General features: G+C 71.8%; 13 protein-coding genes, 1 tRNA gene and 1 pseudogene. 10 read left to right on the forward strand and 5 right to left on the reverse strand.

Annotation, left to right across the window (positions count from 1 at the left end):
* Positions 1-79: 79 nt before the first annotated feature.
* Positions 80-952, forward strand: coding sequence for an SURF1 family protein (locus IE241_RS21915; RefSeq protein ID WP_190023482.1), 873 nt, complete (start codon positions 80-82; stop codon positions 950-952).
* On the opposite strand, the gene IE241_RS21920 is transcribed toward IE241_RS21915, so the two are convergent.
* Complete coding sequence (locus IE241_RS21920; protein ID WP_190023525.1) at positions 846-2,681, reverse strand: S9 family peptidase; 1,836 nt, start codon at positions 2,679-2,681, stop codon at positions 846-848. The genes IE241_RS21915 and IE241_RS21920 overlap by 107 nt on opposite strands.
* A gap of 261 nt (positions 2,682-2,942) precedes the next feature.
* Entirely contained in the window at positions 2,943-3,857 is a 915-nt protein-coding gene (locus tag IE241_RS21925) for a phenylalanine 4-monooxygenase (RefSeq protein WP_190023483.1), read from the reverse strand.
* A gap of 141 nt (positions 3,858-3,998) precedes the next feature.
* Here IE241_RS21925 and IE241_RS21930 point away from each other — a divergent pair, with 141 nt between their 5' ends.
* The 8 genes and pseudogenes from IE241_RS21930 to IE241_RS21965 all read left to right on the forward strand — a co-directional run bounded on the left by IE241_RS21930 (position 3,999) and on the right by IE241_RS21965 (position 13,228).
* Complete coding sequence (locus IE241_RS21930) at positions 3,999-4,274, forward strand: DUF1876 domain-containing protein (RefSeq protein ID WP_179081920.1); 276 nt, start codon at positions 3,999-4,001, stop codon at positions 4,272-4,274.
* A gap of 78 nt (positions 4,275-4,352) precedes the next feature.
* Positions 4,353-4,823: a pyrophosphohydrolase domain-containing protein gene (locus IE241_RS21935; protein ID WP_190023484.1), complete on the forward strand. Its 471-nt coding sequence runs from the start codon at positions 4,353-4,355 to the stop codon at positions 4,821-4,823.
* Positions 4,824-5,329: 506 nt separating this feature from the next.
* Complete coding sequence (gene sbnA, locus IE241_RS21940) at positions 5,330-6,427, forward strand: 2,3-diaminopropionate biosynthesis protein SbnA (RefSeq protein ID WP_190023485.1); 1,098 nt, start codon at positions 5,330-5,332, stop codon at positions 6,425-6,427.
* Between the two features lie 11 nt (positions 6,428-6,438).
* Positions 6,439-7,446, forward strand: a complete 1,008-nt coding sequence (sbnB, locus tag IE241_RS21945) for a 2,3-diaminopropionate biosynthesis protein SbnB (protein WP_190023486.1) — start codon at positions 6,439-6,441, stop codon at positions 7,444-7,446.
* A gap of 2 nt (positions 7,447-7,448) precedes the next feature.
* Positions 7,449-9,434, forward strand: a complete 1,986-nt coding sequence (locus tag IE241_RS21950) for an FAD/NAD(P)-binding protein (RefSeq protein ID WP_190023487.1) — start codon at positions 7,449-7,451, stop codon at positions 9,432-9,434.
* Positions 9,431-11,020 carry an L-lactate permease gene (locus IE241_RS21955; RefSeq protein ID WP_190023488.1) on the forward strand — a complete coding sequence of 530 codons (1,590 nt, stop codon included), beginning with the start codon at positions 9,431-9,433 and terminating at the stop codon, positions 11,018-11,020. Before IE241_RS21950 ends, IE241_RS21955 begins: the two co-directional genes overlap by 4 nt.
* A gap of 89 nt (positions 11,021-11,109) precedes the next feature.
* Positions 11,110-12,048, forward strand: a pseudogene (locus tag IE241_RS21960) (hydroxyacid dehydrogenase); the annotation flags it as partial.
* 403 nt (positions 12,049-12,451) lie between these two features.
* Positions 12,452-13,228, forward strand: coding sequence for an ArsR/SmtB family transcription factor (locus IE241_RS21965; protein WP_190023490.1), 777 nt, complete (start codon positions 12,452-12,454; stop codon positions 13,226-13,228).
* A gap of 333 nt (positions 13,229-13,561) precedes the next feature.
* Here IE241_RS21965 and IE241_RS21970 read toward each other — a convergent pair.
* The 3 genes from IE241_RS21970 to IE241_RS21980 all read right to left on the reverse strand — a co-directional run bounded on the left by IE241_RS21970 (position 13,562) and on the right by IE241_RS21980 (position 15,475).
* Positions 13,562-13,635 (reverse strand) — tRNA-Pro (locus IE241_RS21970).
* 46 nt (positions 13,636-13,681) lie between these two features.
* On the reverse strand, positions 13,682-14,440 hold the full coding sequence (locus tag IE241_RS21975) for a Pr6Pr family membrane protein (RefSeq protein ID WP_190023491.1): 759 nt from the start codon (positions 14,438-14,440) through the stop codon (positions 13,682-13,684).
* A gap of 108 nt (positions 14,441-14,548) precedes the next feature.
* Entirely contained in the window at positions 14,549-15,475 is a 927-nt protein-coding gene (locus tag IE241_RS21980) for a metallophosphoesterase (protein WP_190023492.1), read from the reverse strand.
* Positions 15,476-15,653: 178 nt separating this feature from the next.
* On the opposite strand from IE241_RS21980, the gene IE241_RS21985 reads away from it, so the two are divergent.
* Positions 15,654-16,118, forward strand: a complete 465-nt coding sequence (locus tag IE241_RS21985) for a GatB/YqeY domain-containing protein (protein ID WP_190023493.1) — start codon at positions 15,654-15,656, stop codon at positions 16,116-16,118.
* The last annotated feature ends 45 nt before the right edge of the window (positions 16,119-16,163 follow it).

Below are 16,163 nucleotides of genomic sequence, written 5' to 3' on the forward strand. Positions count from 1 at the left end.
TGGTGGTGACGGTGGTCGTGGCGGTGCCCCCGGCAGGGGGCGGTGCTCGCCCCCGCGGGCGTGCCCGTACCGTGGTGGTGTGTATCGGTTCCTGCTGACTCCCCGCTGGTGGGCGATCAACGTCTTCACCGTGGTGGCCATCCCCTTCTGTCTCTTCATGGGCAGCTGGCAGCTCGGCCGCTTCGAAACACGCGTCGACTCGCACCGCGAGCAGCAGACGCAGGCCGACGACGCCCGCAAGGCGGAGGCCGAGCCGCTGCGCGACCTCCTCCCGGTGACGACGGAGACCTCCGGCCGCCGGGCGACGGCCTCCGGCCGCTACGACACCGGGCACCAGCTGCTCGTACCGGAGCGGAGCCTGGACGAGCGCCGGGGCTTCTACGTGCTGACCCTGCTGCGCACCGACGACGGCAAGGCCCTGCCCGTCGTCCGGGGCTGGCTGCCCGGCGACGCAGGCTCCCGGGCCGACACCGCCAAGGTCCCGGCCCCGCCGGCCGGGCACGTGACGGTCACGGGCGCCCTGCAGTCCTCGGAGAGCCCCGGCTCCAAGGGCGTGCAGGCGGGCGGCGGCCTGCCCGCAGGACAGCTCGGCGTGATCAGCGCCGCCTCGCTGGTCAACCTCGTGCCGTACGGGGTGTACGACGCGTGGATCACCGCCACCGAGGCCGACGGGGCGATGACCCCGGTGCCCCCGGCCGCCGCCCCGGGCAGCGGCCTGGACCTCAAGGCCTTCCAGAACCTCGGCTACACCGGTGAGTGGTTCGTCTTCGCCGGCTTCGTGCTCTTCATGTGGGCCAGGCTCTTCCGCCGCGAGGCGGAGGCCGCGCGCGACCTGGCCCTCGGCATCACTGCGGAGCAGGCTCCGGGCGGTCCGGGTCAGGTGCCGGACGGCCCGGCGCAGGACGGCCCAGATGACGCTCCGCAAAAGCGATCTCCAGCCGGAGCTGCTTGATCCGCTCCTCCACCACCAGGGAGCCGTGCCCCGCGTCGTAGCGGTAGACCTCCAGGGGGTGGCCGCGCCGCTCCAGCCGCTCCACGTAGTTCTCGATCTGCCGGATCGGGCACCGCGGGTCGTTCATGCCCGCGGAGATGTAGACCGGCGCCCGGACCGCCTCGACGTACGTCAGCGGGGAGGACGCCGCGTAGCGCTCCGGCACCTCCTCCGGGGTGCCGCCCAGCAGCGTGCGGTCCAGGGCCTTCAGGGCCTCCATCTCGTCGTGATAGGCCGTCACGTAGTCCGCCACGGGCACGCCGGCCAGGCCCAGCGCCCAGGCCTCCGGCTGGGTGCCCAGGCCGAGCAGCGTCAGATAGCCGCCCCACGACCCGCCCGCCAGCACCAGCCGCCCGGGGTCGGCGATCCCCGCGGAGACCGTCCAGTCCCGGACCGCGGCGATGTCCTCCAGCTCGATGAGGCCCACCCGGTGCTTGAGCGCGTCCGTCCAGGCGCGGCCGTAGCCGGTCGAGCCGCGGTAGTTGATCCGGACGACCGCATAGCCGTGGTCGACCCAGGCGGCGGGGCCCGCGGCGAAGGCGTCGCTGTCGTGCCAGGTCGGGCCGCCGTGGACGTCGAAGACCGCGGGGAAGGGGCCGGTGCCCTCCGGCACCTGGATCAGGGCGTGCACCTTGCCGCCCGGACCGTCCACCCAGACGTCCCGGACCGGCACGGACCGCGGGGCCCGGCCGACCCCGCCCGGCAGCGCCTGCGGATCCAGCACGACCTGGCCGCTCGTGGACCGCACCACCGACGGCTCGGCCGCCGAGGACCACAGGAACTCCACGCTGCCGTCCGGCCGCGGCAGGGCACCCGACACCGTGCCCACGGGCGTGTCCAGGCGGGTCATCGAGGCATCGGCCAGGTCGTAGCGCCACAGCTCGCTGCGCGCCTGGTGGCTGTGCTCGACGAGCAGCGCGGAGCCGTCCGGATACCAGCCGGCGTCCAGGTCGCCCGGGAGATCGACGGCGAGGGCCGTCTCCTCGCCCGTGGCGGCGTCCCACAGCATCGGCTCCCAGCGGCCCCGCCGCTGGTGCCCCACGAGCAGCCGGGAATCCCCGGGCACCGGCGCGAAGCCCATGACCGCCAGGCCCAGCTCCTCGGTGCCGCCGCGGGTGTCGTCCAGCTCGGCGACGGTGCTGCCGTCCGGGCGCACGATGCGGACGGCCGAGTGCATCGCATCGCCGTGCTCGGTGTGCTCGATCGCGATCAGCGTGCCGTCGTACGACATACCGCCGACCCCCGCGGACTCCGCGTGGCGGTAGACCTCCACGGGCCCCGCGCCGGGCCGCGCCACGTGAACCGTCGACCCGCCCTCGTCCGTGGACCGGCCGACCACCACCGTGCCGTCCCGGCCCAGGGCCAGGCCGGCGGGGTAGGAGGGATCGAGGCCGGGCACGGCGGGCTCGTCGGGCCCGCCGTGGAAGGGCTGGCGCATCCACACGCCGAACTCGTCCCCGTCCTTGTCGGCGAACCACCAGATCCACTCGCCGTCGGGCGTCAGCACGCCGCCCGTCGTGCCGTTCGGCCGGTCGGTCGCCTGGCGCTGCGCGCCCGTGGCGCGGTCCCACGCGTACACCTCGAAGGTGCCCGTCACGTTCGACACGAACAGGGCGCGGTCGGGGGCGTCCTTCGCCCATCTCGGCAGCCCGACGCGCGGCGCCCGGAAGCGCTTCTCCCAATCCGGCATGGCCGCCGCGCCCGGAATGGCCGCCGCCGCATCCGGCACAGCCGCCGCCGTGCCCTGCGGGGCGACGGCGGGCCCCTCGTCCTTCGGTTCGGACCCGTTGCTCTCAGTCATGGGCCCATTCTGCGCCGGAACGCCGACAGCGTGCCGAGAAGAGCCCCAGCCTGTGGATAACTCCGTTCCGGATGCGTCTCCTTCCGCCCGGGGCGCCCGGGGCGTCTTCCACCGGGGCTTCCGTCCGGGGCTTCCGTCCGGGGCGCGGGCTCAGGACCGGTCGCCCGGCACCGGGCGCAGGCCCAGCCGCCCGGCCGTGTCGTCGTCGAAGTCCTCCAGAAACCCGGCGAGCGTGTCGGTGAGGTGGTTCATGCACCGCGCGCCGAACAGCACCGGCTGGTAGCCCGAGACCCGGTAGGGCGTGGCGACCATGGCCCGGACGTCCAGCTCCCGGACCTCGCACGCACCGAGCCGCTCCAGCTCCCCGTAAGAGGACAGCAGAGCAGCCCCGTACGCCTTGACCTCGTTGACCTCGTCCGGGTTCGTACCCGCCCCCGCCCCCGCCATCACGCCGAATTCCAGGGTGAACCAGTACACGCGGCTGATGACGTCGAGGGCCTCCGGCGTGGTGAGGCGCGTCGCCGCACGGCCGAACATGCGGTAGAGCTCGGCGAACCCGGGCGACGCCAGGTGGATGCCGTGGCCGAACACGTCGTGGATCACGTCCGGTTCGGGCGTGTACAGCGGAACCGACGGATGCCGGACGAACTGCACGGCGTGGAAGTAGCCGCGCTCCATCGACCCGAGGAAGCGCCGGTTCTCCACGAACCCGCCGGCGAGCGTGAACTCGAACCCCGTCAGGGGCTTCAGCCGCGCCCCCACCTCCGCGTGCTGGGGTACGTGGTCGGCGGGGATGGGGGCCGCCTCCGCGGCGTCCAGCACCTCCCGGCAGGCGTGCGCCCGGTGCGCCCTGCCCAGCGCGCCGTGGACCGTGCGCCACGTGGCGTGCTCGTCCTCGGTGTAGTCCACGGTGGGCGACGGATCGCCCACGCGGTGCCCGCGGGCCAGCTTCACCAGGGTGTCCCGCCGCTGCAGATACCGGCTGTCGCACCGCCCCGGGTGCTGCGCCGCCCGGCCGAGCCGGCCTCCCGGCGTCACCGGCGTGCGTGACCAGAGATGACTCATGACACACAAGGTGCCCAGGTGGGCGCAGAGAGTAACCTGTCGCCGGTCGGGCGGGCTCTGAGATGCGGAGGGCCCGTACCGGTGCCAGCGTGGACAGTGGGCCCAGGTGTGTGCTCTGCGCTCTGGTACAGGAGGTTTGCCATGACGACCAAGACGGCGTGGAACGCCCAGATCGACATCACCGAAGAGGGCCGTAAGGTCACCGCCGACGCCACGCTGATCGGCAAGGGCGGGGAGCGGCGGCTGGTGGGGCACGGCGTCGCCCGGTGCAATCCGGCCGACCAGAACGACCCCGCCATAGGTGACGAACTTGCGGCGGCCCGCGCCCTGTCCGATCTCACCAACAAGTTGCTCGACAACGCCGCCCGCGACATCGAGTCGCACACCCACGAGCCGGTCAAGGGATCGCTCGGCTGATCCCGGGTACCTCCTGACCCCGGAATCCTCCCGGCCGCCCCGGCTTTGCGCCGGGGCGGGACTCATAGCCTTGGGCGGATGAAGCACTCTCCGGCCGCACCCGCGAACTCCTCTGCCGTCCCGGCGAACTCCCCTTCCGCCCCGGCGCACTCTCCCGCCGCATCAGTGCGCGAGTTTCACCTCGCTTTCGGGCTCGATGCCCGTACGATTCCCACCGAGGTCCCCGAGGATCTCGCCGCCCACCGCCAGGAGTTGCTGGCCGAAGAGGTGGCCGAAGTAGCCGAGGTAGCCGTCGGAGGCCCTCTGGACAAGCTGGCGCACGAGCTGGCCGACGTGGTCTACGTCGCCTACGGCACGGCTCTCGTTCACGGCATCGACCTGGATGCGGTGATCGCCGAGATCCACCGCTCCAACATGACCAAGCTGGGCCCCGACGGCCGGGCCGCGCGCCGCGCCGACGGAAAGGTGCTCAAGGGCGAGCACTACCGGGCCCCCGACGTGTCCGCGGTCCTGCGCAGTCAGGGCTGGCCGGAGCGGTCCGGGGACTGACACCGGCCCGCCTCTCACAACGACTCGCAACGACTCGCAACGACTCGTAACGACTCGCAACGACTCGTAACGACTCGCAACACAAAGACTCACAACGACTCACAACGACTCACAACGACGTGGCCGGACGCCCCTTGGGCGCCCGGCCACTTTTGCGCCTCGACCCTGTCAGCACCAAACAACCCTGATGGGGGTGACGAGAAGTCGTCGAACGACTTCTCGTCATGGGCACATCATGGTCAACAACGTCTCGGCCCGGAAGAGTTGGATCTCAGGGAGTGGCGGCCCGGCCTGCCACCGCGCGACCGGGGGACTGCAGATGAACATCAGGATTTCCATGGCACTTTCCGGGGGCGTGCCCGGTACGGCCGGAGTCGTCGGGGGTTCGCCGCCGCTCCAGCCGCCGCCCACCCCCTTCCCCCCGAGCGCCCCATAGGAACAGGCTCCGGAAAGTGGTCGGGGTGCCGTCGTTTCCCGTGTCCATCCGCGGAAATACGAGGCGATCAATGATCTATCAGAGCACGCACGAGATGATCCTGGACGACGTCTTCCTCGACCTGTCCGGTTTCATATCGGGGGTCGATGTCCTGCTCAAGCTGGAAGGCTTCAATCCGGCCGGATCCATCAAGATGAAGGCCGCCGTCGGCCTTGTCGAGGACGCGGAGAGCCGCGGGGTCCTGCGCCCCGGAGGCCACGTCATCGAATCCTCCTCCGGAAATCTGGGCATCGCGCTGAGCTCGGTGTGCGCGGCCCGCGGCTACCGTTTCACCTGCGTCGTCGACCCCAATACGTCCGCCCTCAGCATCGCGCTGATGGAAGCCTTCGGCGCGCAGGTCGTCTCGGTCGACCAGCGGGACGCCAACGGCGGATTCCTGCAGTCCCGTATCGACTACATCCACCGGCGTCTCGCCGAGGACCCCGCGCTGGTCTGGCCCAACCAGTACGCGAACCCGGCCAATCCCAAGGCGCATTACGAGCGCACGGCGGCCGCGATCGTCAAGCAGGGGCTGGACATCGACTACCTCTTCGTCGGCGCCGGTACCACCGGGACGCTGATGGGCTGCGTCGCGTATTTCCGGGAGCACTCCCCGAACACCCGCGTGATCGCCGTCGACACCGTCGGCTCGGTCACCTTCGGGAAGCCGCCCGGCAGGCGGTACATACCGGGGCTGGGCACCAGCCGCCGGCCCGAGATCTTCGACCCAGAGCAGATCGAGCACATGGTCATGGTCCCCGAGGCGGAGGCCGTGCGCATGTGCCGCCGGCTCGCCGCGCAGAGGGGCATCGTGGCGGGCGGCTCGACCGGGTCGGTCCTGGCCGCCGTCGAAGCCCAGCGGGACGAAATCCCCGCCGGTGCACGCGTGATGGCCATCGCGCCCGACTTCGGCGACCGGTACCTCAGCACCATCTACAACGACACATGGGTCCAGGAACGATTCGGCGCCGAGGCCACGGTGCCGCACCAGCGCGGTCAGCACAGCCAGCACAGCCAGAACGGTCCGCACAGCCAGAACGGTCAGCACGGCCAGCACCGTCCGCACGGTCACTCTGCCACCACACCCCATCCGACTCCCGGCACCGTCGTGCCGGTCCTGAAGGGATAACAGGGATAACAATGTTCGAGTTCAGCGTCATCGGCGGAAAGACCGCCCGCGACATCATCGGCCGTACGCGGCAGCAGATCGTCGCGGAGGTGCGCGAGACCTACCTGACCCACCACGCGGGCGAGTCGGTCAACCCCAACAGCTACTTCCTGCGCTTCCCCGACAAGCCCGACAGCCGCATCATCGCCCTGCCCGCCTACCTGGGCGGCAAGACGGACGTGGCGGGCATCAAGTGGATCAGCAGCTTCCCGGGCAACATCGACAAGAGCTTCCCGCGCGCCTCGGCAGCCCTGCTGCTCAACGACTACGAGACCGGCTACCCCTTCGCCTGCCTCGAGGCCTCCCAGATCAGCGCCGCCCGTACCGCGGCCTCCGCGGTCCTGGCCGCGGAGCAGCTGACCGGCGGGCGCAGCGCCCGGCGGCTGACCATCGTCGGCGCCGGCATCATCGCCCGCAACATCCTGGAGTTCTTCACCGCCCAGGAATGGGCCGTCGAGGAACTGGTCATCCACGACCGGCTGCCCGAGTACAACAAGGCCTTCGCCGAGTACGCCACGTCGTCGCTGGGCTACCGCACCACGACCGAGGACGACCTGACGGCCGCCCTGACCGGCTCCGACGTGGTGGTCCTGGCCACGACGGCCGGCGAGCCGTACATCACGGACCCCGCCACCTTCACCGCCGGCCAGGTCGTGCTGAACGTCTCGCTGCGCGACATCGGCCCGGAGATCATCCTCGGCGCGCAGAACATCCTCGACGACATCGGCCACTGCATGACCGCCAACACCTCCCCGCACCTGGCCGAGCAGAAGTACGGGCACCGCGACTTCATCGACGGCACGCTCGCGGACGTCATCCTGGGCGACGTCCGGCCCGACCGCGACCGCCCGGTGATCTTCTCCCCGTTCGGCCTGGGCGTCCTCGACCTGGCGGTCGGCATGCACGTCTACCGCACGGCGCGGGAGAGCGGCGAGTCCGTCGACGTCCCGGAGTTCTTCGGCGAGACCCGGCGGTGGTGACGATGGCGGTGCCCCCTTCTTCCCCCGACAGCCTCGGCGCCTGCATCATCGGCTTCGGCTCCCGGGGCCTCGGCGTCCTGGAGCGGATCGTCACCCTGACCTCGGCCCCCTCCTGGGGCGAGCGGCCGTTCACGGTCGACGTCGTCGACCCGCTGTGCGACGCCACAGGCATCCACGACCCGGCCCAGCCCGATTACCTGCTGCTCAACACCACCTGCAACCAGGTCTCCCCGTTCCCCGAGGAGGCCACCGTCGGCGACACCGTCGGCGACCGCGGACCCACCCTCTACGAGTGGGTCCGCGAGCGGGGCCTCCGGCTGGCCGAGGACGGCTACACGCTCGGCCCCGTCGGCCGCGAGATACGTGAGGACGACTACCTTCCCCGCCGCATACTCGGCGAGTACCTCTCCTGGTTCCTGCGGCGGGTCGTGGACCGCGCCCCCGACCACCTGGAGATCCGCTTCCACGCGGGCGAGGCCACCGGGCTGACGGTCCTGCCCGACGGCAACCGGCACATCGTCCTCGACGACGGCAGCGTGCTGACGGCCCCGTTCGTCTTCCTCACCACCGGGCACACCCCGCAGCCCGCCCCGCCCGCGCCGGAACAGTCGCCCGGGGAGCACCGCAGGGTCCGGGACATCTACCCGCCGAAGAACCGTTTCACGGACATCCAGCCCGGCCAGACCGTCGCCCTCGCGGGCACGGGCCTGTCCGGCATGGACGCCCTCGCCGCGCTCACCCTCGGCCGCGGCGGCCGCTACATCACCGTCGACGGGACCCTGCAGTACGTTCCCAGCGGCCAGGAACCCCGCATCCTGCTGTACTCCCGCACCGGACTGCCGTTCCGCGCCCGCCCCAGGGCCAACCGCCAGGGCGCGCTGTACGAGCCCCTGGTGCTCACCCCGGAGGCCGTCGACCGTCTGCGGGCGGACGCGCCGGAGGAGGGCATGAGCCTCCACGGCGACCTGCTGCCGCTCGTCCGCACCGAGATGCGCATCGCGTTCCACCTGCGGTGCGCCGGGCTGCTCGGCGGCGAGAAGGCTGAGGCGGGGACGGCCGGCACCCTGCGCGAGGCCCTCGCAGCCGGACGGCTCGAGACCGAGCTGGACCGGCTGGACGAAGCGCACCGGGAGGACTTCGGCCTCCTGGACCCCGAGGCCATCCTCTTCCCCGAAGCGCTCCTCTCCCCCGAAGCGCTCCCCTTCCCCGAGACGGGTGAACTCCCCGACAGCCGCGCCTACCAGCACTGGTACGCCGGGCGCCTCGCCGAGGACCTGGAGCAGGCGGAGCTCGGCCTGTACGGCAGCCCGCTCAAGGCCGCGCTGGAAGTGCTCCGCGACCGTCGTGAACTGCTGCGCCGCGCTGTGGACTTCGCAGGCCTCGACGAGAAGTCCCACGAGGAGTTCTACGGTTCCTTCACCGCCGTCCTCAACCGGTCGGTGACCGGGCCGCAGCTCGACCGCCACCAGGAGCTGCTCGCCCTGCTCCGGGCCGGCGCCGTCGCCGTCCCCTTCGGCCCCGAGCCGGAGCTCGCGTGGGACGCGGAGGAGGAGCGCTGGCAGCTGTCCTCGACGCGCCTGGGCACGCCGTACACCGCCACCGCCGACTGGCTGGTCCACGCCACCTCCGGCCAGCCCGACGTCGAGCGCACCGGCAGCCGGCTGCTCGCGGACCTCGTCCGTAACGGCATCATCCGGCGGCACCGTCCCGCCGTGGCCAGCAGCCGGGGCGTCGACCTCACCCGGGGCCTGCACCCGGTCGGCCGCGACGGCGAGGCGGACGAGCGCATGTGGGTGCTCGGCCCGCTGTCCGAAGGCACCACCTTCTACAACCACTACGTGCCGTCCCCCGGCGGCTTCTCGCGGGCGCTGATGGACGCCCACCGCAGTGTCACCGCCATGCTCGAAGCAGCGCACCGCTCAGCGACCGGCCTGGCCGAACTTCCCTTGAAGACTGCAGAGATGGCATCTGCAAAGGTGACTTCGTGAACGCTGCTCTCGCAACCCTCCCCATCCTCGTCACGCTGGGGCTCCTCGCCCTGGGCGTGCGTGCCCTGTACGCAAGCCTGGCGGCCCTGGCGACCGCACTGGTCCTCACGGCCACCTCGTTCCGGACCCCGCTGGGCGATCTCGGCGACGCCCAGCTGCACATGCTGCCGACCATCGTCGAACTGGGCGCGATCCTCTTCGGAGGCATCCTGCTCAGCGAGCTGATGACGCGCACCGGCGCCCAGTCCCGTATGGGCGACTGGATAGGCAGCGCCTGCAGTTCCCCCAGCCGGGCGGTGCTGCTGGTGATGCTCGGCGTGACGCCGTTCGCCGAGTCGCTCACCGGCTTCGGCATCGGCGTCATCGTGGCCATCCCCCTCCTGCGCCAGCTGGGCCTGCCGCCGGCCAAGGCCGCCGTGGTCGGCCTGCTGGGCCTGGTCACCGTGCCGTGGGGCTCCCTGGCGCCGGGAAGCCTCGTCGCCGCCGAACTCGGCGACGTCGACTTCCAGCAGCTGGGCATCGACTCCGCCCTGCTGTCCGCGCCCGTCTTCCTCATCTGCGGCGCCGCGACGCTGGTCGTCGCCCTCGGCGCGCGCCGGGCGCTGGCCTCGGCCGGTGACCTGCTGCTGGCCGTGGCGGCGCTCTGGGGCACCGTCTGGGCCGTCAACACCTTCATCGGCGTGCCGCTGGCCGGTGTCCTCGGCGGACTCGTCACCATGGTCGTCCTGCTGGTGGTCTCCCGGCTGCTGGAGCGGGACGGCGCGGACGGCAAGCGCGAGTCCATCGGCCGGACGCTCTCCCCGTACGCCTTCCTCGTCGCCGGCCTCCTGGTGAGCCGGCTGATCCTGGAGACCGCGGGCGTCAAGGAAGGGTGGTGGACGGTCGTCGCCGGGCCGGGCGGCTGGCTCCTGGTCACCGCCGTCCTCACGCCGAAGCTGCTGGGCGCCGGGCAGGCCGGGCAGGCCGGAGAGGCCGGGGAGCCCGTCCTGGGCCCGGCCGCCCTCGCCGCGCTCGGCCGCTGGTGGCAGGTGACCCTGACGACCGTCGTCTTCCTCACCCTGGGCACCGTCCTCACCGTGACCGGCATGAGCCGGGAGCTCGCCGAGGCCTGCGCCTCGATCGGCTCCTCCTACCTCGTGCTCGCACCCTGGATCGGCGCCGTCGGCGGCTTCCTCGCCGGCTCCAACACCGGGGCCAACGCGATGTTCGCCGCCAGCCAGGCCAACACCGCCGAGGCACTGAACTACTCCACCGGGCACCTCGTCGCCGTGCAGAACGTCAGCGCGGCCCTCGCCTCGGGCGCCTCCAGCGCCCGCGTCGTCCTGGCCGCACAGCTGGCCCAGAACGCGCCGGGGCCGGCGGCGGCGCCCAAGCCACCGGAGCGGGGGGACACTTCCGCGCCGTCGTCGCCGTCGTCGGGTCCCGCGACCCGCACGATGACTACCCCGGCCCCGGTGGTGCAGTCCTCCGCGGAGACGGACGACGCCGACCGGCCGGTGGACACCCGGTGGGTCCTGCGCACGGTGCTCTCCGTGCACGCTCTCGTGTTCCTCACGACGGGAGTCATCGCAGTCCTCTGGCAGTGAGGCCCGGGGAGACCCGAGGAGACCCGAGAGAACGACCCCGACCCCACGACCCCGACCCCACGACCACGACCCCGACAGAAAGAACGCTCATGAAGCACCCCGTCGTGCTGATAGCCGACCAGCTCTCACCCGCAGCAGTCGACGCCCTGGGCGAAGGGGTCGAGATCCGCCACTGCGACGGTACGGACCGGGCCGTCCTCCTGGCGGCCGTCCGGGACGCCGACGCCCTGCTCGTCCGCAGCGGCACCCGGGCCGACGCCGAGGTCATCGCGGCGGGCACCCGCCTCAAGGTCATCGGCCGGGCGGGCGTGGGCCTCGACAACGTCGACGTCGACGCGGCGACCCGCGCCGGCGTCCTCGTGGTCAACACGCCCACGGCCAACATCGTCAGCGCCGCCGAGATGACCTGCGCCCTGCTCCTGGCGGCCGCCCGCAACCTCCCGCAGGCAGGCCGGTCCCTGAAGCAGGGCTCCTGGGAGCGCAGCCGTTTCACGGGCACCGAGCTCTCGGGAAAGGTGCTCGGCATCGTGGGACTGGGCCGCATCGGCGCGCTGGTGGCCGAGCGACTGGCGGCGTTCGGTATGGAGGTCATCTCCTACGACCCGTACGTGGCGGGTGGGCGCCCGACGGAACTGGGCATCGAGATGACCGGCCTCGACGACCTCCTCACCCGCGCCGACTTCGTCACCGTTCACCTTCCCAGGACGCCCGAGACGGTGGGCCTCATCGGCGCGGAAGCCCTGGCTAAGGCCAAGCCCACCGCGTACTTCGTCAACGTCGCCCGCGGCGGGATCATCGACGAGGCCGCCCTGACCGACGCCCTCCGGGCCGGCCGCATCGCAGGCGCGGCCCTGGACGTCTTCGAAAACGAGCCCCCCGCCGACTCCCCCCTCCTCACCCTGGACAACGTGGTGGCCACCCCGCACCTGGGCGCCTCCACCCATGAGGCCCAGGAGAAGGCGGGAACCCAGGTAGCCGAATCAGTGGCCCTGGCCCTGAAAGGCGCCCCTGTCCCGGACGCCGTGAACGCCCCGCGGCCCTTCGCCGGCGTGAGCAGCTGACCGGACCGGGGCCGGGCTGGGGCGTCGGACCGGCCCCAGCCCGGCCCCGCCACCGCTTGCCGAAGAACAAGAACTCCTTGTCCGGTTTGCTGCTTCCGCCCACTCCGGCGCGTGACAACCATGCGGGCAGACCGGCCGGTGAGAGCGGGCAGGCCGGTGAGAGTCGAGGAGGCGCTGAATCATGCTGCGCTTGCGGTTCACGGCCGAGGACCTGCTGTGTGTGACCTTCGCGCCGTCCCCAGCGCCCCTCATAGACCTGGCCATCGCTGTCGCACTGGTGCAACGCCGTAGGCCTCCCTCGACGTTCGGCAGGTGGCAGCACGCCGCACGGCAGACCTTCCCGGCCGAGGCACGTCCTTTGCTGTCGTTGGTGCCCCCAACGGCCCTGGGGCCGATGTTCCTCGATCCGCTCAGCCGGCAGATGGACGACGGTCTGGAGGCGGTGCGCGCCACGCCCGCCGACGAGGTCCGCGACCAGCTGGCGCACCTGTGCCCGGCCACGCGCCCGCTCACGCCCTGGGTGCGCGACCTGGCCGACCAGGACAGGGAGGCCTGGAAGATCCTCCAGCGCGCCCTGCACGCGGGCTACGACGGTCTCCTGTCCGCGCACTGGGGCCGCATCCGTACGAGCTTCGACGCCGAGCAGGCCTGGCGCACCCGGCTGCTGGCCCGTCACGGAATCCGTACGGCGCTGGCTTCCCTGGCGCCGGGCGGCCGGTGGGAGGGCACCACACTGGTCTTCGACTGCCCGGAACGGGTGGACGTCCGGCTGCGCGGCCACGGCCTGGTCCTGCTGCCGTCAGCTCTGTGGACCGAGCGCCCCCTGATCGCGCATCACGAGGAGGCCCCGAGCATCCTCATCTATCCGGCGGCCGTCCCGCTCCCGCTGATCGACCGGCAGCCCGGCAGCGACCCGCTGGGCTCGCTCCTGGGCCGCACCCGCGCGGCGGTGCTGGGACTCCTGACGCGGCAGCTCACCACGAGCGACGTGGCCCGCGAGCTGGGCATCAGCAAGGCCGCCGCTTCCCAGCACACCAAGGCACTGCGTGAGGCCCGGCTGATCACCACCCACCGCGAGGGCAAGGCCGTCTGGCACACGTGCAGCCCGATGGGTATCGACTTCCTTGCCGCCGCGCCGCCCTGCTGACCAACCGCCCAGGGCGCTCGCGATCGGATCGCTCAACGATTCAGCCAGAGCTGAAACCATCGCCCGCTCCGGCCGGGCACCACCATGCTCATTGCGTACCGGCCACGGGAGGCGCCCCTGGACGCAAGGCATGCCATGTGCCCTAGATCACACCTTGCCGGTTCCTCGGCGGCGAGGCTGCTGTGAGGGCCGGGCTCCCCAGACCCTGGAAGGGCGGACTCCGGCTCCGCTCTCCTTGATCCACTCCCTGCTTGCTCCCCGGGGGAGGGCAAGAAACACTTCAGCCCCGGTTCTCTCAGTGAGAAAACCGGGGCTGAAGTGCTATTTCAGCTGTCGGGGTGGCGGGATTTGAACCCACGACCTCTTCGTCCCGAACGAAGCGCGCTGCCAAGCTGCGCTACACCCCGATGCTCTCCGAGTCTCTGCTTTCGCAGGTCCCCGGCGCAACGAGCTCTACTTTAGCGGACCGGAGCCCAGAGACGAAATCCGATTCCGGGGGCCGCGCAGGTGGGGGCGTATGCGGTCGAGCAGGACCAGGGTGAGGGCCAGTCCGTAGAAGGCCAGGCCGAAGACCACGGCGTTGACGGCGATGCCGTCGTAGCCGTGGAGGTCGACGTCCAGGAAGGGGTACGGGTAGCGGCCCTCGGTGCCGGGGGCCAGGAGGGCTCCGCGGATCAGGGCGAAGGGGAGGTAGAGGAGCGGGTAGACCAGCCACTGCCAGGCGTGGCGCAGGAGGAAGCCGCCGGGCGCGGTGAGCACGAGCCAGTCGAGGGCGGCCGCGAGCGGGGTCACGGTGTGGAGGAGCTGGTTGGCGACCGATTCCAGGGGCGTGCGCTCGCTGGTCATGGAGAAGCCGCTGGAGTCGTTCGAAAGTACGAAGTGGAAGACCAGGCCCGTGATGGAGATGAAGAGCAGCGCCGCACCCGTGATCCGCGGGGAGAGGGCGGGGCGCGCGGTCCAGGCGCGGTGGGCGGCCCAGGCGAAGGAGACCGCCACCAGGATGTTGGACTGGATCGTGAAGTAGCTGAAGAGCCGGCCGAGGTCGTCGGAGTCGATCGAGTCCAGGACGATGCCGGTGAGCGCGGCCAGGGCGACGAGCGCGCGGAAGACCGCCGCGAAGGGGCGGCGGCCGGCCGGGACGACCGCGGACGCGGGAACGCCCGCCGCGCCGGGCACGCCGCGCCGGGTGGTGGAGGGGGTCGGTTCGAGCATTCCCCCACCGTACGGGTGGGCTCCGGAAACCTGCCGGGCCGGGAAAACCCCCGGGCCCGGAGGGCTATCTCCGGGCCGGCAGGCCGCCCCGGACCCGGCTCGCGCGGCTCAGTCGCGGGGGACGAGGGTGAGCAGGGTGGCCTCGGGGGGGCAGGCGAAGCGGACCGGGGTGTAGCGGTTCGTGCCGCAGCCTGCGGAAACGTGCAGGTAGGAGCGGTGGCCGCCGGCCTTGTGGGTGGACAGGCCCTTGACCCGCTCGGGGTCGATGTCGCAGTTGGTGACCAGCGCCCCGTAGAAGGGGATGCACAGCTGGCCGCCGTGGGTGTGCCCGGCGAGGATCAGCGGGTAGCGGTCGGCGGTGAAGGCGTCGAGCACCCGCAGGTACGGGGCGTGGACGACGGCCATGGAGAAGTCGGCGTCCTCGCGGGGGCCGCCGGTCACCTCCGCGTACCGGTCGCGCTTGATGTGCGGGTCGTCGAGGCCGGTGAGGGCGATGTCGTACCCGGCGACCTTGAGCGCGCCGCGCGTGTTGGTGAGGTTGACCCAGCCCGCGGTGTCGAAGCCGTCGCGCAGCTCCTCCCAGGGGTTGTGGATCGCGCCGACCACCGGCGCATTGCCGTTCAGGCCGTGCCGCCCGCTGGCCCGCTCCAGCAGATACCGGGCGGGGTTGCGCAGCTTGGGGCCGTAGTAGTCGTTCGAACCGAAGACGTAGGCGCCCGGGAACTCCATCAGCGGGCCCAGGGCGTCGAGCGTCTCGGGGACGCCCTCCGGGTCGGAGAGGTTGTCGCCGGTGTTGATCACGAAATCCGGGCGGAGCCCGGCGAGGGACTGCAGCCAGCGCTGCTTCTTGCGCTGCCCGGAGACCATGTGGATGTCGGAGACCTGGAGCACCCGCAGCGGCCGCATCCCGGCCGGCAGCACGGGCACCGTCACCCGTCGCAGCCGGAAGGACCGGACCTCGAAGCCGGCGGCGTAGGCCAGGCCGGCTGCGCCGGCCGCCGCGATTCCCAGGGGTACTCCGTATCGAGCGCGCATGGGGTACATGGTCGCAGACCGCCGGCATCGCCCCGTCACGGGCTGTGGATATCTTCCGGATATCGCGGGGCCGGATGCAGGCGCGATGTCGCAGGCGCGCCGCGGGAGTTGCCGTCGCCCCGCCGCCCCACGGCGTTAATGCGGGGCGGCATCCGCCGCCGAATGCGAAGATTGCGGCATGACCACGCTCAAGTCCACGCTGCACGACGACCTCACCGCCGCCATCAAGGCGCGTGACGAGCTGCGCTCCTCCACCCTCCGGCTCACCCTCTCCGCCATCGCCTACGAGGAGACCGCGGGCAAGTCCGCCCGTGAGCTCTCCGACGACGAGGTGCTGCAGGTGATCACCCGCGAGGCGAAGAAGCGCCGCGAGGCCGCGGACGCGTTCGACAAGGGCGGCCGCGCCGAGCAGGCCGAGCGGGAGCGTGCGGAGGGCGAGGTGCTCGCCGCCTACCTGCCGAAGCAGATGTCGGACGAGGAGCTCGCCGCGATCGTCGCCGACGCCGTGACCGAGGCCAAGGCCGGCGGCGCCGAGGGGCCGAAGGCCATGGGCGCCGTCATGAAGATCGTGAAGGCCAAGGTCGCCGGCCGCGCCGAGGGCAGCCGTGTCGCCACCGAGGTCAAGCGGCTCCTCGCGGGCTGACCCACATCTTTAAAAGAAGAGGGGCGCCCGGACCGAAACGGTCCG

The sequence above is a fragment of the Streptomyces hiroshimensis genome, from assembly GCF_014650335.1.
GTDB lineage: Bacteria > Actinomycetota > Actinomycetes > Streptomycetales > Streptomycetaceae > Streptomyces > Streptomyces hiroshimensis.